At 67.2% G+C, this 16658-nt stretch carries 15 protein-coding genes and 1 pseudogene; 7 read left to right on the top strand and 9 right to left on the bottom strand.

Translation table 11 applies throughout. The features are described 5' to 3' along the window. Positions 1 to 84: 84 nt before the first annotated feature. Positions 85 to 2118, top strand: a complete 2034-nt coding sequence (locus N825_RS25710; protein ID WP_037458419.1) for a M3 family metallopeptidase — start codon at positions 85 to 87, stop codon at positions 2116 to 2118. A gap of 94 nt (positions 2119 to 2212) precedes the next feature. On the opposite strand, the gene N825_RS25705 is transcribed toward N825_RS25710, so the two are convergent. From N825_RS25705 to trhA, 3 genes are all read right to left on the bottom strand, one after another. After that, entirely contained in the window at positions 2213 to 3397 is a 1185-nt protein-coding gene (locus tag N825_RS25705) for an MFS transporter (protein ID WP_051513093.1), read from the bottom strand. 176 nt (positions 3398 to 3573) lie between these two features. Beyond that, the gene (locus N825_RS25700) at positions 3574 to 4428 is read right to left on the bottom strand and encodes an alpha/beta hydrolase (RefSeq protein WP_198038899.1); all 855 of its coding nucleotides are present in this window, start codon (positions 4426 to 4428) and stop codon (positions 3574 to 3576) included. Further along, positions 4425 to 5081 (bottom strand): PAQR family membrane homeostasis protein TrhA, encoded by a 657-nt coding sequence (trhA, locus tag N825_RS25695; protein WP_157619539.1) that lies wholly within the window; start codon positions 5079 to 5081, stop codon positions 4425 to 4427. Before trhA ends, N825_RS25700 begins: the two co-directional genes overlap by 4 nt. A 311-nt stretch (positions 5082 to 5392) precedes the next feature. On the opposite strand from trhA, the gene N825_RS25690 reads away from it, so the two are divergent. The 3 genes and pseudogenes from N825_RS25690 to N825_RS39155 all read left to right on the top strand — a co-directional run. Next, complete coding sequence (locus N825_RS25690) at positions 5393 to 6400, top strand: BMP family lipoprotein (protein ID WP_037458417.1); 1008 nt, start codon at positions 5393 to 5395, stop codon at positions 6398 to 6400. Next, complete coding sequence (locus N825_RS25685; protein ID WP_037458415.1) at positions 6397 to 7950, top strand: ABC transporter ATP-binding protein; 1554 nt, start codon at positions 6397 to 6399, stop codon at positions 7948 to 7950. Before N825_RS25690 ends, N825_RS25685 begins: the two co-directional genes overlap by 4 nt. 269 nt (positions 7951 to 8219) lie before the next feature. Then, positions 8220 to 8495 (top strand): annotated as a pseudogene (locus N825_RS39155) (IS701 family transposase); the annotation flags it as partial. Here the strand turns inward: N825_RS39155 and N825_RS25680 are convergent. Then, positions 8492 to 9403 carry a LysR family transcriptional regulator gene (locus N825_RS25680; protein ID WP_037458513.1) on the bottom strand — a complete coding sequence of 304 codons (912 nt, stop codon included), beginning with the start codon at positions 9401 to 9403 and terminating at the stop codon, positions 8492 to 8494. The pseudogene N825_RS39155 and the gene N825_RS25680 sit on opposite strands and share 4 nt — an antisense overlap. Before the next feature lie 158 nt (positions 9404 to 9561). Between N825_RS25680 and N825_RS25675 the strand changes: the two genes are divergently transcribed. The 3 genes from N825_RS25675 to N825_RS41035 all read left to right on the top strand — a co-directional run bounded on the left by N825_RS25675 (position 9562) and on the right by N825_RS41035 (position 11711). Then, positions 9562 to 9870, top strand: coding sequence for a DUF427 domain-containing protein (locus N825_RS25675; RefSeq protein ID WP_084165065.1), 309 nt, complete (start codon positions 9562 to 9564; stop codon positions 9868 to 9870). A gap of 144 nt (positions 9871 to 10014) precedes the next feature. Next, the gene (locus N825_RS25670) at positions 10015 to 10683 is read left to right on the top strand and encodes a glutathione S-transferase family protein (RefSeq protein ID WP_037458409.1); all 669 of its coding nucleotides are present in this window, start codon (positions 10015 to 10017) and stop codon (positions 10681 to 10683) included. Next, positions 10680 to 11711 (top strand): glutathione S-transferase family protein, encoded by a 1032-nt coding sequence (locus tag N825_RS41035; protein WP_198038898.1) that lies wholly within the window; start codon positions 10680 to 10682, stop codon positions 11709 to 11711. Before N825_RS25670 ends, N825_RS41035 begins: the two co-directional genes overlap by 4 nt. Here N825_RS41035 and N825_RS25660 read toward each other — a convergent pair. The 5 genes from N825_RS25660 to N825_RS39870 form a co-directional block, all read right to left on the bottom strand. Next, a complete protein-coding gene (locus N825_RS25660) occupies positions 11698 to 13287 on the bottom strand; it encodes a methyl-accepting chemotaxis protein (RefSeq protein WP_051513089.1) in 1590 nt (529 codons plus the stop codon). The genes N825_RS41035 and N825_RS25660 overlap by 14 nt on opposite strands. A 49-nt stretch (positions 13288 to 13336) precedes the next feature. Then, on the bottom strand, positions 13337 to 14482 hold the full coding sequence (locus N825_RS25655; protein ID WP_051513088.1) for a hypothetical protein: 1146 nt from the start codon (positions 14480 to 14482) through the stop codon (positions 13337 to 13339). Continuing rightward, positions 14479 to 15105, bottom strand: a complete 627-nt coding sequence (locus N825_RS25650; protein WP_051513086.1) for a VTT domain-containing protein — start codon at positions 15103 to 15105, stop codon at positions 14479 to 14481. Before N825_RS25650 ends, N825_RS25655 begins: the two co-directional genes overlap by 4 nt. After that, a complete protein-coding gene (locus N825_RS25645; RefSeq protein WP_157619538.1) occupies positions 15099 to 15944 on the bottom strand; it encodes an alpha/beta fold hydrolase in 846 nt (281 codons plus the stop codon). The genes N825_RS25650 and N825_RS25645 overlap by 7 nt, the downstream gene beginning before the upstream one ends. Continuing rightward, positions 15941 to 16658 (bottom strand): tetratricopeptide repeat protein (locus N825_RS39870; protein ID WP_483852543.1); only part of this gene is annotated, 718 nt, incomplete at its 5' end. The genes N825_RS39870 and N825_RS25645, both read right to left, overlap by 4 nt.

Raw genomic sequence — 16658 nt, 5'->3', positions numbered from 1 at the left:
ACAGAACATGAGCGTGGTCCCCATGATTTGAGGTCGCCGCCGGAAGGGAGTATCATCCGGCATCCGTTTCCTCACGAGGCCTTGATGTCCGCCGAAAATCCCTTCTTCTCGCCGTGGACCAACGAGTTCGGTTTTCCCCCCTTCGACTTGATCAAGCCCGAGCATATTCCGGCGGCGCTGGAGCGGGGCATGGAGGAGGGCTTGGCCGAGTTCGAGGCCATCGCCAATTCGTCCGAGCCTCCGACTTTCGCCAACACGATCGAGGCCATGGAAGCGGCCGGGCGGCTGCTGAACCGGGTTTGCTCCGTGTTCTTCAACCTCAACTCCAGCGACACAAACGACGCGCTGGAAGCGATCGCCCGCGATTTCAGCCCCAAGCTGTCGCAATACAATTCCAAGATCTCGCTGAACCCCGTGCTGTTCGAGCGGGTCGCCGACCTTCATGCCCGGCGCGACACCCTGGGTTTGGAGCCCGACCAAATGCGCCTGCTGGAGCGTAGCCATCTCGGCTTCGTGCGCAGTGGCGCCGCCCTCGATCCGGCGGCCAAGGCGCGCATGGCGGAGACCTCCGAGCGGCTGGCGACGCTGACGACGCTGTTCGGCCAGCATGTCCAGGCCGACGAGCAGGCGTGGCAGCTGGTGCTGGAGGAGACCGACCTCGACGGCTTGCCGGGCTATGTGCGCGAGGCGGCGGCGCAGGCCGCGGCGGAGCGGGGGCTGGAGGGCAAGTACGTCATCACCCTGCTGCGCTCGTCGGTCGAGCCGTTCCTGACCTTCTCGACCCGGCGCGACCTGCGGGAGAAGGCGCAACGCGCCTGGACCAGCCGGGGCGCCAACGCGGGCGAAACCGACAACCGCGACCTGATCCGCGAGATCGTGGCGCTGCGCACCGAGCAGGCCCGCATGCTGGGCTACCCGACATACGCGGACTACAAGCTCGACGACACCATGGCGAAGACCCCCACCGCCGTGCTGTCGCTGCTGAACAAGGTTTGGGAGCCCGCCCGCGTCCAGGCCATCGCCGAGCGCGGCGTGATCCAGGCCGAGGCCGAGGCCGCCGGGTTCGACGGCGGGATCGAGGCCTGGGACTGGCGCTTCTACGCCGAGCGGGTCCGCAAGGCCCGGTACGACCTGGACGACGGCGAGGTCAAGCCGTACTTCCTGCTGGAGAACATGGTCCAGGCCGCGTTCGACACGGCGACCAAGCTGTTCGGCGTCAGCTTCGTCGCGCGCGACGACCTGCCGGTCTATCATCCCGACGCCCATGTCTACGAGGTGCGCGAGACCGGGACCGGGCGGCATGTCGGGTTGTTCATCCAGGACAACTTCGCGCGCGCCTCCAAGCGGTCGGGCGCCTGGATGAGCAGCTACCGCGACGGCGAATCATACGAGACGGAGATCACGCCGATCATCGTCAACAACAGCAACTTCGCCAAGAGCAGCCCGTCCCTGCTGACCTTCAACGACGCGGAGACGTTGTTCCACGAGTTCGGCCACGCGCTGCATGGATTGCTGAGCAAGGCGCGCTATCCGTCGCAGTCCGGCACCTCGGTGCGGCGTGACTTCGTCGAGTTCCCATCCCAGGTCTACGAGCACTGGCTGACCGCGCCGGAAACGCTGCGGGTCTACGCCACCCATTTCCAGACCGGCGAACCGATCCCGGAGGAGCTGCTGGGCCGTCTGCTGGAGGCCCGGAAGTTCGGCCAGGGCTTCAACACCGTGGCCTATACCGGCTCGGCGCTGATCGACATGGAGATCCACTCCCAGACCAACCCGGACAACCTGGACCCGGAGGCGTTCGAGCGCGATGTGCTGGACCGGCTGGGAATGCCGAAGGAGGTCGGGCTGATGCACCGCCTGCCCCACTTCAAGCACCTGTTCTCGGGCGGCTACGCGGCCGGCTATTACTCGTACATGTGGTCGGAGGTGCTGGACGCCGACGGCTTCGACGCCTTCAAGGAAGCCGGCGACATCTTCGACCCGCGTCTGGCCGCGAAGCTGAAGGACATCTACGAGGCGGGCGACACCCGCGACCCGATGGAACTCTACGTCGCCTTCCGCGGCCGCGAACCCGAGACCGACGCGCTGCTGAGGCACCGCGGCTTGCCGGTGGCGTAGCGTTCAACGGCGGGATGGCGGGACTTGGTCCCGCCGAAGCGTTGGTGGATGTGGGTCGGCCTTGGGCTCGTGGGCCGAACGCCGACCCGTGCCGTCACGCCATCCCGCATTCCATCTCGGCTTGCTGGCGTTGGGTCTGGCGGCGTTGCAGGGTGGTGGATAGCAGCGTGACGCCAAGGGCGGCCAGGGCCAGGACGACGCCGACCCAAGGGATCGCGGTGTAGGACAGGCCGGACGAGATCGCGATGCCGCCGAACCACGCACCCGAGGCGTTGCCCAGGTTGAAGGCGCCCTGGTTGAGGATGGCGGCCAGGTTCGGGGCGCCGCGCGCCTCGTCGACCACCCGCATCTGGAGCGGGGCGACCAGCGCGAAGACCAGGACGCCCCAGACGAAGATCGTGATGACGGCGGGGATGAACCACGCGCTGGTGAAGCTGAACGCCGCCAGCACCGGGACCAGGGCGCAGAAGATGCCGATCACCGACGGCATCAGCTTCCAGTCGGCCAAGCGGCCGCCCAGCAGGTTGCCGATGGTCAGGCCGACGCCGAACAGCAGCAGCACAAGGGTGACGCCATGCGGCGAGACGCCGGTGACCTCCTGCAGGATCGGCGTGATGTAGGTGAAGACGCTGAACAGGCTGGAGGACGCGAGCACGCTGATGCCCATCGCCAGCAGGACCTGCGGCCGGCGGACGACCCGGAACTCGCTCAGCAGGTTCGACGGCGCCTCCTCACCACCCTTGGGGACCCAGATGATGATGGCGAGTTCCGCGAGCACGCTGATCGCGACCACGCCCCAGAAGGTCGAGCGCCAGCCGGCCCATTGGCCAAGCGCCGTTCCCAACGGCACGCCCAGCACGTTGGCGAGCGTCAGCCCGGCGAACATCAGGGCGATGGCGCGGGCGCGCTGACTGGGCGGCACGAGGCCGGAGGCCACGACCGACCCGATGCCGAAGAAGGTGCCGTGGCAGAACGCGGTGACGATGCGCGCCGCCATCAGCGAGGCGTAGCTTGGCGCCACGGCGCACAGGATATTGCCGACGATGAACAGCGCCATCAATGCCACCAGCGCCGTCTTGCGGCGCAGGCGCGAGGTCAGGATCGCCAGGATCGGCGCTCCGACGACGACGCCCAAGGCATATCCGGACACCAGCATGCCGGCGCTGGGGATGCTGACGCCAAGGTCGGCCGCCACGTTGGGCAGCAGACCCATGATCACGAATTCGGTGGTGCCGATGCCGAAGGAAGCGACGGCCAGGGCGAGAAGCGGGAGAGGCATGGGGCTCGCTCGGGAGGGCGCCGGTCAAGGCGGCCGCGATGGAGGTTGAGGGGCGTCGTGGACACGCGTTCCTCCCGGCGCTTTTTGGTTGGTTATTGAAACTGTATGTCTGACGGAGCAACTCGGACAGGTGTTTCGTCGCATCGCAGCATTACCGGCCCCGCATGCCTATCGCTTCACGGAGCTTGTCGGCGCAGGTAGGTATCGATGTCGGACAGCACGGGAGCCAGCCAGCGCAACGGTGCCGCCAAGGCGGCGACCAGTTGGATGTGGCCGATCCCGTCATAGCTCAAGGTCTCAACCCGTCCACCGCGTTCGGCGATACGCGCCGCCAAGTTGGCGGTGTTGCGAGGCCTGACCCGCGTGTCGTCGGTGCCGGTCGCCAGCAGCATGGGGGGTTCGGTTCCGTCGACGAAGTTGATCGGCTGGCTCTCGGATCGGGTCGCCTCCGGGCCGAATATCTCCATCAGGACCGGATCGGTGAGCGGCAGGAAGTCATAGGGGCCCGCGAGGCCGACTGTGGCGCGGACGGTCTCGCCGACCGGCATGCCAGCCTCCGCCAGCCAGCGTTCGTCCAGGGTGAGCATCGCCGCGATGTGCGCTCCGGCCGAATGGCCGATTAGAAAGACCGGACCGTCGGCGGCGCCCCACTCCGCGGCGTGCCGCCGCGCCCAGACCACGGCCGCCGCCGCGTCGCGCAGGAAGTCGGGGAACTTGACCTCCGGGTAGAGGCGATAGTCCGGGATGGCGGTGACGTAGCCCCGCGACGCGAAGGCTTGGCCGGCGAATCGGTAGTCCTCCTTGGCGCCGCTCTCCCAACCGCCGCCGTAGAGGAAGATGACCAGCGGCGGGGATTTCTCCTCCGCGTCCGGCACGTAGACGTCCAGAGTGCCGCGTGGCCCGTCGCGGTACCGGAGGTCGCCAGCGACATGGTAGCCATCCGAGGGGACCAGCGCGTCGACGAGGGTGGCGCCGGAGCAACCGGCGAGCAGAAGCGCCAGGAGCGGCGCCAGCGGTCGAAACAGCCTCAAACCGAAACGGCGCCCCGCGCGACATAGTAGTAGATCGACAGGAAATGGCAGGTGCTGCCCGCCAGGACGAAAAGGTGCCAGACCGCATGGTTGAAGGGCATGCTCTCCCACACATAGAACGCCACGCCACCGGTATAGGCGAGCCCGCCGAACGCCAGCAGCAGCAAGCCGCCGGTCTCCATGTTCTCGAAGATCGGCACGGCCGCGAGCACCCCGACCCAGCCCATCCCGAGATAGAGCATCAGCGACAGGCGGGCGTACCGGTTGACGTGCAGGATCTTGAACACGACGCCGAACGCGGCGATGCTCCAAACCACGGCGAACATCGTCCAGCCCCAGGCTCCGCGCAACACCAGCAGGCAGTAGGGCGTGTAGGTGCCGGCGATCAGCAGGAAGATGGCGGCGTGGTCGCAGGTCTTGAACACCAGCTTGACCTTGGCGTGCCGGACCGAGTGGTACAGGGTGGACGCCAGATACAGCAGCACCAGCGTCGAGCCGTAGATCGTCAGGCTGACGATGACCCAGACATCCCCGTCGACGGCCGCCAGCGCCACCATGGCGATCAGGGCCATGACCGCGAGAACCGCGCCGATGCCGTGGGTGACGGCGTTCGCGACCTCTTCAAGCAGGGTGTATTCGTTATCCAGTGCCATGGGGTCCAGGGCAAGCGGATCCGCGGTGACCGCCCCATCCCCTGTCACCAAACCCGGCTCAAGTCGTCGCGTGGACATGCGGCGGTCCCTCCTGTGTGGACCTCCCTTGGAAGTCCGGTGGCGCCCCGATGGTTACATCAACAAGTCTAGACCCGCTTTGTGTCGTCCCAATGAAGGATTGGATACCCTTTGGGTCAAAGGGAGCTTTGGCGGCACGGCGGGTGGGCCAGCGGCATTATCCCCCTGTGATCGATTGGGCGTGGGCGCTATGCTTCAACCAACCCAGAATTCCAGGGAGCGGATGGGAAACGATGAAGAGACTTTTCAAAGCCTTGTCCATCACGGCCAGCATCGCGGCGGCCGGCGCCATCACCGGCGGAATGGCGTCCAGCCCTGCGGCGGCCCAGGGTTTCCAGCCCGCCATCGTCTTCGACATGGGTGGCAAGTTCGACAAGTCCTTCAACGAGGCGGCCTATGTCGGGGCCGAACGCTTCAAGAAGGAAAGCGGGATCGAGTACCGCGAGTTCGAGGTGACGCAGGAGGCCCAGCGCGAGCAGGCCTTGCGCACCATGGCGCGGCGCGGCGCCACCATCGTGGTCGGCGTGGGCTTCGCCCAGGCCAGCGCCATGGAGAAGGTCGCTGACGAGTTCCCCGGCACCAAGTTCTGCATCATCGACAGCGTGGTCGAGCGGCCCAATGTCCAATCCATCACCTTCAAGGAGCACGAGGGCTCGTTCCTGGTCGGCATGATGGCCGCGATGGCGTCCAAGACCGGCAAGGTCGGGTTCGTCGGCGGCATGGACATCCCGCTGATCCGCAACTTCGCGACCGGCTACCAGCAGGGCGTCAAACACGCCAACGCAGGGGCCGAGATCTTCCAGAACATGACCGGCACCACCCCGGCGGCCTGGCGCGATCCGACCCGCGGCGGCGAGTTGGCTAAGAGCCAGATGGACCGCGGCGCCGACGTGATCTACGCGGCGGCCGGCGGGACCGGGCTTGGCGTGCTCCAGGCGGTCGCCGACAACAAGAAGCTGTCGATCGGCGTGGACAGCAACCAAAACCACCTGCATCCCGGTTCGGTGCTGACCTCCATGATCAAGCGGGTCGACGTCGCCGTCCACAACTGCATGAACTCGGCCAAGAACGGCACCTGGGTTCCGGGCTCCCGCGTCCTGGGCCTCAAGGAGGACGGCGTCGGCTATTCGTTGGACGACGACAACAAGGCCCTGGTCACCGACGACATGAAGGCGAAGGTCGAGGGCGCCAAGGCCCAGATCATCGCCGGTGAGCTTCAGGTGCAGCCGTACAAGCAATGACGGCGATCGGGGTGGGTGACGCGCCGCCAGCGCTGGAGCTGGTTGGCGTCAACAAGTGGTTCGGCGCCAACCACGCCAACAAGGATGTCTCGCTCTCGGTCCGCCGAGGCGGCATCCATGGCGTGATCGGCGAGAACGGCGCCGGCAAGTCGACGATCATGAGCATCGTCTATGGCTACTTGCTTGCCGATGGCGGCACCGTGCTGGTCAACGGCAAGCCCACCGACATCCGCACGCCGAGGGACGCCATCGCCGCCGGCATTGGCATGGTTCACCAGCACTTCATGCTGGTCGACACCTTCACAGTGGCGGAGAACGTGCTGCTGGGCGCCGAGGGCGGGCCGACGCTGGCGCCCGGGCTCGCCCGGGCCCGCGAGGAGCTGAGGCGGCTGGAGCGGGAATACGCGCTGGAGGTCGATGTCGACGCCGTGGTCGGTGAGCTTCCGGTCGGGCTCCAGCAGCGGGTGGAGATCCTCAAGGCTTTGTACCGGGGCGCCGACCTGCTGATCCTGGATGAGCCGACCGGCGTGCTGACCCCCCAGGAGGCCGATCACCTGTTCCGCATCCTGCGGGCGCTGCGCGATCAGGGCAAGACGATCATCATCATCACCCACAAGCTGCGCGAGATCATGGACCTGACCGACGCGGTCACCGTGATGCGCCGGGGCGAGGTGGTCGCCAACGTGCGGACGGCCGAGACCAGCCGCGAACAGCTGGCGGAACTGATGGTCGGGCGCAAGGTGCTGCTGCGGGTCGACAAGACGCTGGCGGAACCAGGTGCTGTCGTGCTCAACGTGCGCGGGCTTAGGGTGATCGACCGCGGCGGCGTCGCCCGCGTCAAGGAGGTCAGTTTCAACCTGCGCGCCGGCGAGATCGTCGGGATCGCGGGCGTCTCCGGCAACGGCCAGTCGGAATTGCTGGAGGCGCTGGCCGGCATCCAGCCGATCGCCGGCGGCTCGATCCGGCTGCATGGCGAGAAGATCAGCGACAAGTCGGTGTTCAACGCCCGGATGCTGCGCCGGCTCGGCATCGCGCATGTGCCGGAGGATCGCCAGAAGGTGGGTCTGGTGACCTCGTTCAGCGCCTCCGAATGCGCGGTGCTGGGCTATCAGGACGACCCGCGCTACAACGGCCGCGTCCTGATGGACCACGGCGCCATGCTGAGCCGCTGCCGGGCGCAGATGAAGAGCTACGACGTGCGCCCGCCGGACTCCAGCCTGCGCGTGTCCAGCTTTTCCGGCGGCAACCAGCAAAAGATCGTGCTGGCCCGCGAGATCGAGCGGAACCCCGACGTGCTGCTGGTCGGCCAGCCGACCCGCGGCGTCGATATCGGAGCCATCGAGTTCATCCACCGCCGGCTGGTGGCGCTCCGCGACGATGGCAAGGCGATCCTGCTGGTCTCGGTCGAGCTGGACGAGATCCTGGCGCTGAGCGACCGCATCCTGGTCATGTTCGACGGCCATCTGGTCGGCGAGATCCCCGCCGGCGAGGCCACCGAGCGCCGTCTGGGTCTGATGATGGCCGGCATCACCGAGGAGGCGGCCGACTAGTACTACAGCCGGGATAATTAGGTTGGCAGTCTGTTGAATATGCCTTCCCAGTTGCGGGAGGTATGGTTGACGACAGCAACGGAAGTGGCGAGTTGGTCGGATGATTTGGACGCTGTTGTGGAGCGTATCGGTCGCCGGTTATGCCGCACCGAGGCTCGGGACCGGGTGCGGCGGTATCTGGCTGGGGCCGCTGGTGACGCCAGTCCCGACGGCGTTCGGGATTTCCTGTGGCGCATGCGCTGGGACGCCGAAGCCGTGCGCGACGACCTGCGCGCTGGAGCATCGAAAGCAGTTTCGAGATGGCCAAGCGGGAGGTTGGGCTCGACCAGTACGAGGTCCGCTCCTGGACCGGCCGGCCCCGGCACATCACCTTGGCCCTGCTGGGCTTCGCCTTTCTCACCGTCCCGCGCAAGGCGGCAATCGGGGGGAAAGGACCCCGCCGATCTGGCGGCCGACCTTCCGCCCCTGACCGTGCCCGAAGCGCGCCGCCTGCTTCATCGACTCGTCGCCCGGAACCCATACGATCCGAACACCGTTCTCGCTAGCCGTCGCCGACCTTTAATTCCGGCTCCTCGGCGCAAATCGCAGCGAGGAAATCGACGAATTGCCGCACTCGGGAGGGCATGCGCCGTCCGGCGGCGGTAACTGCGTTGATTGGAAAGAGCGGCGGCGCGTGCTGATCTAAAATTCGCACAACTTCGCCGGAGGCCAGCACATCCGTGAATAACCAACTCGCATGATGGGCAATGCCGAGGCCCGCGAGGACTGCGCCGCGCACATGCTCGGCGTCATTTGTGCGGAACGCTCCCGCGCCGCCGATCGTGACTTGCCGACCGTCCACCTGGAAGCCCCACCCTATGACATCGCTCTGGTAAACATAGCTGATACGCTGGTGGGTGCGCAGTTCGTCCAACGTTTGCGGCGTACCGTGTTGGGCAAGATAGCCGGCGGAGGCCAGGGTTATCATCCGCATGTCGCCAATGCGCCGGGCAATAAGTGCTGAATCGGAAAGCCGACCGATACGGATCGCGACGTCTATCCCTTCCTCGATAAGGTCCACGTGTCGCCCGGAGACTTCCATTTCGATCGCCACGTCGGGGAAACAGTTCCTGAAATCGGGTAGCCGGGGAATGACGAACATCCTCCCGAAGGCCGGCGAGAGGGTCACGCGGACCAACCCTGAAGGCACCGACTGCCCTTCAAGCAGTCTTTCCTCAACGACGTCGAGATCCTGTAGGATACGGACGGTGGCCTCGTAATAGTCCTGTCCTGTTGGCGTCACGGCAAGGGCCCGGGAGTTTCTCGCAACGAGTTGCGTCCCGAGCCGCGCTTCGAGCGCGGCGAGCTGTTTGCTGACGGTTGGCTGACTGACGTTCAGATCCCGTGCCGCCTGCGAGAAGCTTCCGCTTTCGACGACGCGCACGAACATCCGCATCGCGTCCAGCTTATCCACCGCTCGCATTCCGCGGGAGAGTAGTAGGCATAACGGTTTCCAATCTTTCCTGGCTGCTTGATTGACGTAGTTTCGCGGTTGAAAGGACACCTTATGGCGACCGCAAAATTTTGACTCCCGACGCAAGTCATCCGATCACGATCACTAAATGTTCGTCGATGGTCGACGTCACAAAAGGACGGCTTGATATTGCAAGAACACGGGCCGCCCTGACGCTTTCGGAGGCGTCTTATCCGCCTGTTCAGTATATGCCACCTCAAGACATCGACATGTCGCTACTGGAGCGACCGCAATACACCACCTATTGCCCGTACAAAGGCGAAGCAAACTACTACGGCATACCGGCCCTCGGCGAGCCTGGGCTTAACAGTGTGTGGAACTACGAGACGCCCTTCGAAGCGGTCGGCGAGATCGCCGGCTACCTCGCTTCTCATCCGGACAGGGTGGCGATCGAACTTGCTGACTAGCCACAACCCACCACGCGCACAACACCCGATTCATTCCAAATAAGAATAGATGGTATTCAAGACCCGTCAATATCGTTCGAGATAAGAATATGAGAAACGTTAGTCGACCGCCCGTTCACGGGCCACGAACTGGAAGGAATAGTTATGGCAATCAAGGTTTACGGCGATCCCGGGTCTGGTAGCCGGCGTCGCGTCACGTCCGCGGCAGCGATCATGGGCATCGAGATCGAGCGTGTGAACATCGATCTTTTCAAAGGCGAGAGCCATACGCCCGAATTCCTGAAGCTCAATCCCCATGGGCTGACGCCTGTGATGGTGGACGGTGATGTCGTTCTCTACGAGGCGTCGGCGATCAACATTTACTTAGCCGAGAAAGTCGGCTCGGACCTGCTCAGCACCTCGCCTGCTGAACGTTACCAGATATTGCAGTGGATGTTCTGGTCGGGTGAGCAGTGGCGGATATTCGCGACGCTCACGTTCGATGAACGGATCGCGAAGCGCTTCATGGGTCAACCGGAGGATAACAGCATCGTCCAGTTGGCGGCCGACAAGATCCGGGCCGCGGCCGCCGTGCTTGACGCTCACCTGGCGGAGCATCGGTTCATCGTTGGTGATCATCTGACACTCGCAGACATCGATATCGCAGCGCCCTTTTCGCAGAACGCTCGTACCAAGGTGCCGTTCTCGGAGTTCCCGAACCTTGTCGCATGGCAACAGCGGCTGCTCGACACCGTGCCGGCCTGGGCGGAAACGAAGCAGGAGGTGGATGACCGTATCGACAGCGCGCTGGCTGGCGCGGGGATCATGCTATGAGCGCGGAAGGGTCGGTGGTGGATTACGAACTCTTCTGGGTCAGCGGCAGCCCCTACGCTTGGCGGGTGCAACTGGCGCTTGAATACAAGGGCGTGCCATATGCGTCCCGCCGTATGGACTCGGCCCAGTTGGCGGAACGCTCACTCGCATTTCTCCATCTCAATCCGCGCGGCAAGGTGCCGGTGCTGAAGACGGGCAACGGCGCGCTCCACGAATCCGTGGCGATCATCGCCTTCCTGGATCGCGCCCATCCCGCCGTACCGCTGTTCGGCCAAACGGCGCGGGAGCACGGCCGCATCTGGCAGCGCGTGAGCGAGTTCGAGAACTACACTCGCGATCTGTTTGATGTGGAGATTGTCCGCCCGCTGTTGCGCGGTCATGCGAAAGACGATCCAGAGGCCATGCGCGTGTCCGCTGCCCGGGCGTATGACGCGCTTGGCTGGATGGAGCAGGCGCTGTCGGTAGTGCCTTATCTGGCGGGTGACGATCTCACCGCGGCGGATATCGTCGCGCTGCCGAACATCCAGATGCTGCGACGGGTGGGAGCGCGTCCGGAAGCTATCGAGATGGCTCTTGGCCTCGAAGACCTAGGCGCGCGTCTGCCAGCATTGGGCGCGTGGCTGTCGCGGATCGAGCCATGCGGGGCTACGACGCTGCTTATCCGCCGCACTGGCGGAGTTGAAGGGGCGGGCAGCGCGCACGCGATGTACGGCTCGGAAGAGGCCGAGCTGCCGCGTTGGCCGGCCGCCCTGGCGCAGGGGACAAGGCCGGCGAATTGGCTGCTGGTGAGCGACAGGTCCCGATCCCATCGAGCAGGTCTTCGCCAAGCTCAAAACCATCCCGCGAGGCATCGCCGCCAGATCCGTCGAGGATCTTTGGGCGGCCATCGCCTCCACCCTCGACCACTCCCCTCCACGAGAATGCGCAAACTCCATAAAACACTCGAGATATGCCGTCTGACGCGGAACCGCACTAGCCGCCTTCCCGACTTTCCCCTCCGGCTTATCCCTGGGCTCACCCTTCCCTGATCTGGCGGACCAGCCGGGACACGGCACCCCGCAGGTCGGCGGTGCTGGCGGTCAGCCGCACGCCGACGACGCGGACATCGCCGGCGGCCCGGCTGGTGTCGGACGCGGCTTCCGCCATGCCGACGGCGTGGCCGGTGACGCCGCGGGTCGAGGCCGCCGCCTGGACGACGTTGCGGGTGATCTCGGCGGTGGCCGCCCCCTGCCGCTCGACCGAGGCGGCGATGCCGGCGGCGATCTCGTCGATCCGGGTCACCGTGGTGGAGATGCCGCCGATGGCACCGGCGGCCGCCTCGCTGGCGGCGCGGATGCCGGTGACTTGGGCGGAGATATCCTCGGTCGCCCGCGCCGTCTGACCGGCGAGGGACTTGACCTCGCCCGCCACCACCGCGAACCCCTTGCCGGCATCGCCGGCGCGGGCCGCCTCGATGGTGGCGTTGAGCGCCAGCAGGTTTGTCTGCGCCGCGATCTCCTGGATCAGGTTCACGACGTCGCCGATCCGCGAGGCGGCGTCCTGCAGGCCACGCACGGTGGCGTCGGTCCGCTTGGCCTCCGCGTTGGCGTGCTTCGCGATCTCGGAACTCGTCGCCACCTGGCGGGCGATCTCGTGGCTGGCGGCGGTCAGCTGCTCCGCCGCGGCGGCCACCGTCTCGACATTGGCGGCGGCGTCCTCCGACGCCGACCGGACGGCCTCGGCCCGTTCGCCGGTCTGGGACGAGGCGTCGACCATGACGCCGGAGACCACCCCAAGCTGGACCGAGTCCGATTCCAGCTGGCTCAGGATCGCGCTGACGCCGCCTTCGACCTCGTCGGCGAGCCGCGCCAGCCGGGCGCGCCGGTCATCCTCCGCCTCCCGCTCGGCGCGCTGCCGGTCGGCCCGTGACCGCTCGACCTCGGCGTCCCGCGCCCGGGACTCGGCCAAGGCGCGGGCGACATCGCCGATGTCGTCCCGACGTTCGACCGGCAGGTCACCCTCTCCCGCGCGCAAGCTTTGACGCAGGCGCGACAGCGGCGCCAGCACCAGGTTGGAGAGAACGATCAGGGTGACGACGCCGCCGACCAGCGCCACCCCCATGTCGGACAGGAACCTGCGCCAGACATTGCCCTGGACGAAGGCGTCGCCGCCGTCGGTCGTCAGGCGCGCGACGGCGCCCAGCCCTTCCCCTCGCCGCCCCGGATTTCCAGACAGGGCGCTGGCCGGGATGACGATGTCGTAGCGGGTTTCCTCCGCGTTGAGCTGGTCGGCCGGCCGCGGACCATAGGCCAGGGTGGGGGCGTCGCCGACGCGGGCCAGGACCGTCCCGTCGCCCTGGACCAGCACCAGACCGACCACCCGGTTGTCCCGGATCACCCGTTCGGCCGCGGCCTTGACGGAGGCCGCGTCGGCGCCGTCGGGCAGCAGGCGGTCCAGCGCCCGCACGATGTTGATGCCTTCCTCGGAGATCTTGCCGAGGAAGATCGAGCGCTGGCCGATGTAGAAGACCAGCAGCAGGATCAGCTGAACCGCCACCAAGGCGGCCAGGACCCCGGCGGCAACCTTGCGGGCGAGCGGGCTGGTGAGGATGGCGGCGAGATTCATGGGCGGTCGCTCCGGGCGGTCGTGGATCGTGGGTCGGGAGATTGGGGATTCACAGGGTCGGCGGGTAGAGCGGCGTCAGCGCCTTCTCACGCCGGTAGGCGCGGATGAAGTCGCGCATCCCCTGGCCCCGGTGGCCGCGGTCGCGGTTGGCCCTGCCGATGGTGAACAGCAGGCGGTACTGCTCCATCAGGTCGCGGCGCGCCTTCGCCAGGGGGGTCGAGCGGTCCCAGACATGGGTCATCTCCGCCCCGGCGCCGTTGATCTCCAGGATGGTGAAGCCCTCGCCGGCCTGGAGACGCCCAATATCCTCGAAGCGGATGTCAAAGCGGCCGAACCAGAACTCCGGCATGGATTGGGCGATGGCGTCGAACCGGTCGGTCATCGCGGGCGTGATCAGAGCGGTGCCGTCGCGGAAGATGCTGCCCCGACTGTGGCTGCCGGCGAAGGCGAGGCGGACGGGTTCCCCCGGCGCCGGTACCGTGTCGAGGCGGTCGGCGTGGCGCGGCAGGTAGAGATGCGACAGCTTGCCGGCCCTCGGGTCCGCCAGGATCAGCTGGCGCAGCGTCCGGCGCCCGTCACCGTGGACGTAGGGAAAGTATTTGAGCGTCAGGGAGACGATCCGGCCCTTGGCCTCGCCCGCCTGCCTGACATAGAAGACGCCAGCCTCCGCCTCGTGGGCGATATGGCGTTGGAGAACCAGCCGGGCATCGGCGGGGAAACCCTCCAGATAGGCCGCCAACTGCCCCAGGTCGCGCACCAGCCTCACGCCGGCCCCCCGGCAGCCCAGGTCGGGCTTGGCGACGACGGGAAAGTCCAGGCCTGCCGCCTTCAGCGCCGCCTCCGCCGCCAGCGCCTCTCCGACCGCGTCCTCAGGGTGCGCCGGCCGGTCGATGGCGATGAAGGGAGCCACGTGGCGGGGCGCCGATTTGACGGCGAGTCCAAGGATTTCCGATTTCGACTCGCCGACGAAACCGCCACCGGGAAAGGAGGGATTGGCCGAAAGCGGCAAGGTGACGCCGCGATGGCGGATCATCAGCCAGAGCGCGTAAAGCGCCACCGGCCAGTAGAACCGGCGCATCGACCAGAACTCGAACGCGCTGAGCGGTTCGCCGGCCGTGTCCAGCGGCGGCATTCCCGCGTGCGGCACCGGCCAAATGGTGGCGAGCTTGGCGGGTGGTTCGGCGAGCATGGTCATGGCGATACCCCCGTGTTCAAGGTATGGGTGGATCGAAAGCCGCGCGCGACGCGTGGCAGGCGGGTGGCGAGAAACGCCAGCGCCAGGATCGCGACGATGACGGCGGTCGTCGGGGAGAGGCCCAGCGCGCGCTCCAGCGCGCCACCGAGAGCTTGGCCCAGCGCGGAGGTCAGCCAGAACAGGCCGGCGGTCCAGGCGGCGACGGCCACGACGACCAGTGCCGTGAAGCGGGCGAACGGGACCGCCAGGAAGCCCGCCGCCGTGTAGGTCGCCAGCCGCAGGCCCGGCACCACGCGGGCGACCAGCACGGCGGCGACCAGCCTATCCTCCAGCGCCAGCTTCGCGCGGTCGAACCGTCCATCGGCGAGACGCCGCCGCAAGGACGGCACCCCGACCGCGAGATGTCCCAAGCCGTAGAGGCCGAGATCGCCGAGCGCGATGCCGCCGGCGACCGCGAGGAACGCCACGGGCCAGCCGAGCGTGCCGTCGATCGCCAGCGCCACGCCGGCGGCGATGGCGACGTCCTCCAGCAGGAACGTCATCAGGACCAGCGCCGGCACCAGCAGCCACGGGTCCATCGACAGCACCAGGAAACCCAGCCAATCGATCGCGGGCGTCAGCATCGGATTTCCTCCGCACGCGCGATCGCGGCGCGCACGGCGGCCACGGCGTTCCAGGGCAGGAAATGGTCGGCGCCCTCCAGCACGGTCGTCTCGACCGCGCAGGCTCCCGTCAGGTTCGCCGCCGCGTAGGCGGTGTTGGAGAAGGGCACGAGGTCGTCGTCCGTGCCGTGGACGATCAGGACGGGACAGCGGATCAGCGGCAGCTCCGCCCGCAAGGCCTCCAACTGGGGCTTGAGGTCTAGCAGTTCGGCGTTGGCGTTGCGGATCGGACGCGGCAGCATCGAACGCACGGGAGCCCAGGCGCCGACCCGCTGGAGCGGATGGATGGTCTCCAGACCGGGATCGAGCGAGCCGGCCAGTAGGATCAGTGCCGCGACCCGATCGGGATGGCGCGCGGCGGCGAGCGCCGCGATCGGGCCGCCCAACGAATGACCGAGCAGGATGGCGGGGCGGGTTTCAGGCAGCAGCGCCGCGACCGCGTTGGCCTGATCGTCGAGCGTCGTCATGGCGCCCTCCTCCGGACCGCTGAGGCCGAAGCCCGGACGGTCGAGCGCCACGACCTCCAACCCTGGAGGCGGATCGGACAGGAAGTCGGCCCAACCTTCCGCGGCACCCGGCGTGCCATGGACCAGGATCAGGCGCGGCCCGACCGGATCGCCGGCCACCAGATAACTGACGGTGACGGCCTCCGTCCGGTCGCCCTTGGCCGGCAAGGACAGGTCCCGGCGCAGCGGCGCCATCGCCTCCGCCGGTGTCGCCGGTCCCGGCACGCCGCAGCCGGACACGCCAAAGGCGACCAGAACAACGCCAGCGGTGCGGAACAGGCTTCGGGCGCTCACGCGCAAGCTCCCGACGCGCGGCCGGATGCCCGCCGGCTGGCATCCGCGTGGAGGCGGTGGAACCAAGTCTGCTGGGCGGTGCTGCCGCCGAGCAGGAACATCCGGGGCAGCACGGGACCGAGCCGGGCGGCGGCTTCCGCGTACCGGCCGCGCGCGTGGGCCGCCAGGGCGTGGGATGCTGGCGCCGCGACCTCGCGCCAGATCGGATGGTTCGCGCCTGGGACCTCTGGCGAAGGGGTATCGAGCGCCGCCAGCATCCCGGCGACGGCGGCGTCCCGCCCGGCCCGCGCCAGGGCGTAGAGGTAGTGCAGGTCGAGGAAGCCGTTCTGCCGGTCGTGGACCCGGGGGCCGACATGGTCAGCCACATCGGCCCAGCGCCCGCCGACATCGACCCCGCGCAGTTCCAGCCGGGACAGCAGCGAGACGGCGTTTATCTGATCCTGCACATAGGTCTTGCGCACACCCCAGACGCGGGTGTCGTACAGCGCCAGCGCCGCGGCCGGGTCGTCCAGGTCCAGGTGGAACAGGGCGGCGTGCCACCAGTTGTGGGTGTACATGAAGCTGGAGCAGCGGTCCCAGCCAGCCGAAAGCGGTTCGAGGAAAGCCAGCCCGCCGGCGGGATCGCCACGCGCCTCCAGCACATGGGCGACCGCGTGCTGCGCCCAGGGATCGTCGGCGCCCGTCTCGGCCGCGTGCCCGACCGCGCGCCGGCCG

The sequence above is a fragment of the Skermanella stibiiresistens SB22 genome, assembly GCF_000576635.1.
GTDB lineage: Bacteria > Pseudomonadota > Alphaproteobacteria > Azospirillales > Azospirillaceae > Skermanella > Skermanella stibiiresistens.
This window is presented reverse-complemented; position numbering and strand designations above follow the sequence as displayed.

What these genes read in the sequence shown, in the direction of transcription:
- N825_RS25655 (WP_051513088.1), bottom strand. Translation starts at nt 14,482, where the DNA reads ATGACCATGCTCGCCGAACCACCCGCCAAGCTCGCCACCATTTGGCCG.
- N825_RS25690 (WP_037458417.1), top strand. Translation starts at nt 5,393, where the DNA reads ATGAAGAGACTTTTCAAAGCCTTGTCCATCACGGCCAGCATCGCGGCG.
- N825_RS41035 (WP_198038898.1), top strand. Translation starts at nt 10,680, where the DNA reads ATGAGCGCGGAAGGGTCGGTGGTGGATTACGAACTCTTCTGGGTCAGC.
- N825_RS25670 (WP_037458409.1), top strand. Translation starts at nt 10,015, where the DNA reads ATGGCAATCAAGGTTTACGGCGATCCCGGGTCTGGTAGCCGGCGTCGC.
- N825_RS25650 (WP_051513086.1), bottom strand. Translation starts at nt 15,105, where the DNA reads ATGCTGACGCCCGCGATCGATTGGCTGGGTTTCCTGGTGCTGTCGATG.
- N825_RS25660 (WP_051513089.1), bottom strand. Translation starts at nt 13,287, where the DNA reads ATGAATCTCGCCGCCATCCTCACCAGCCCGCTCGCCCGCAAGGTTGCC.
- N825_RS25710 (WP_037458419.1), top strand. Translation starts at nt 85, where the DNA reads ATGTCCGCCGAAAATCCCTTCTTCTCGCCGTGGACCAACGAGTTCGGT.
- N825_RS25685 (WP_037458415.1), top strand. Translation starts at nt 6,397, where the DNA reads ATGACGGCGATCGGGGTGGGTGACGCGCCGCCAGCGCTGGAGCTGGTT.
- trhA (WP_157619539.1), bottom strand. Translation starts at nt 5,081, where the DNA reads ATGGCACTGGATAACGAATACACCCTGCTTGAAGAGGTCGCGAACGCC.
- N825_RS25705 (WP_051513093.1), bottom strand. Translation starts at nt 3,397, where the DNA reads ATGCCTCTCCCGCTTCTCGCCCTGGCCGTCGCTTCCTTCGGCATCGGC.
- N825_RS25675 (WP_084165065.1), top strand. Translation starts at nt 9,562, where the DNA reads ATGGTCGACGTCACAAAAGGACGGCTTGATATTGCAAGAACACGGGCC.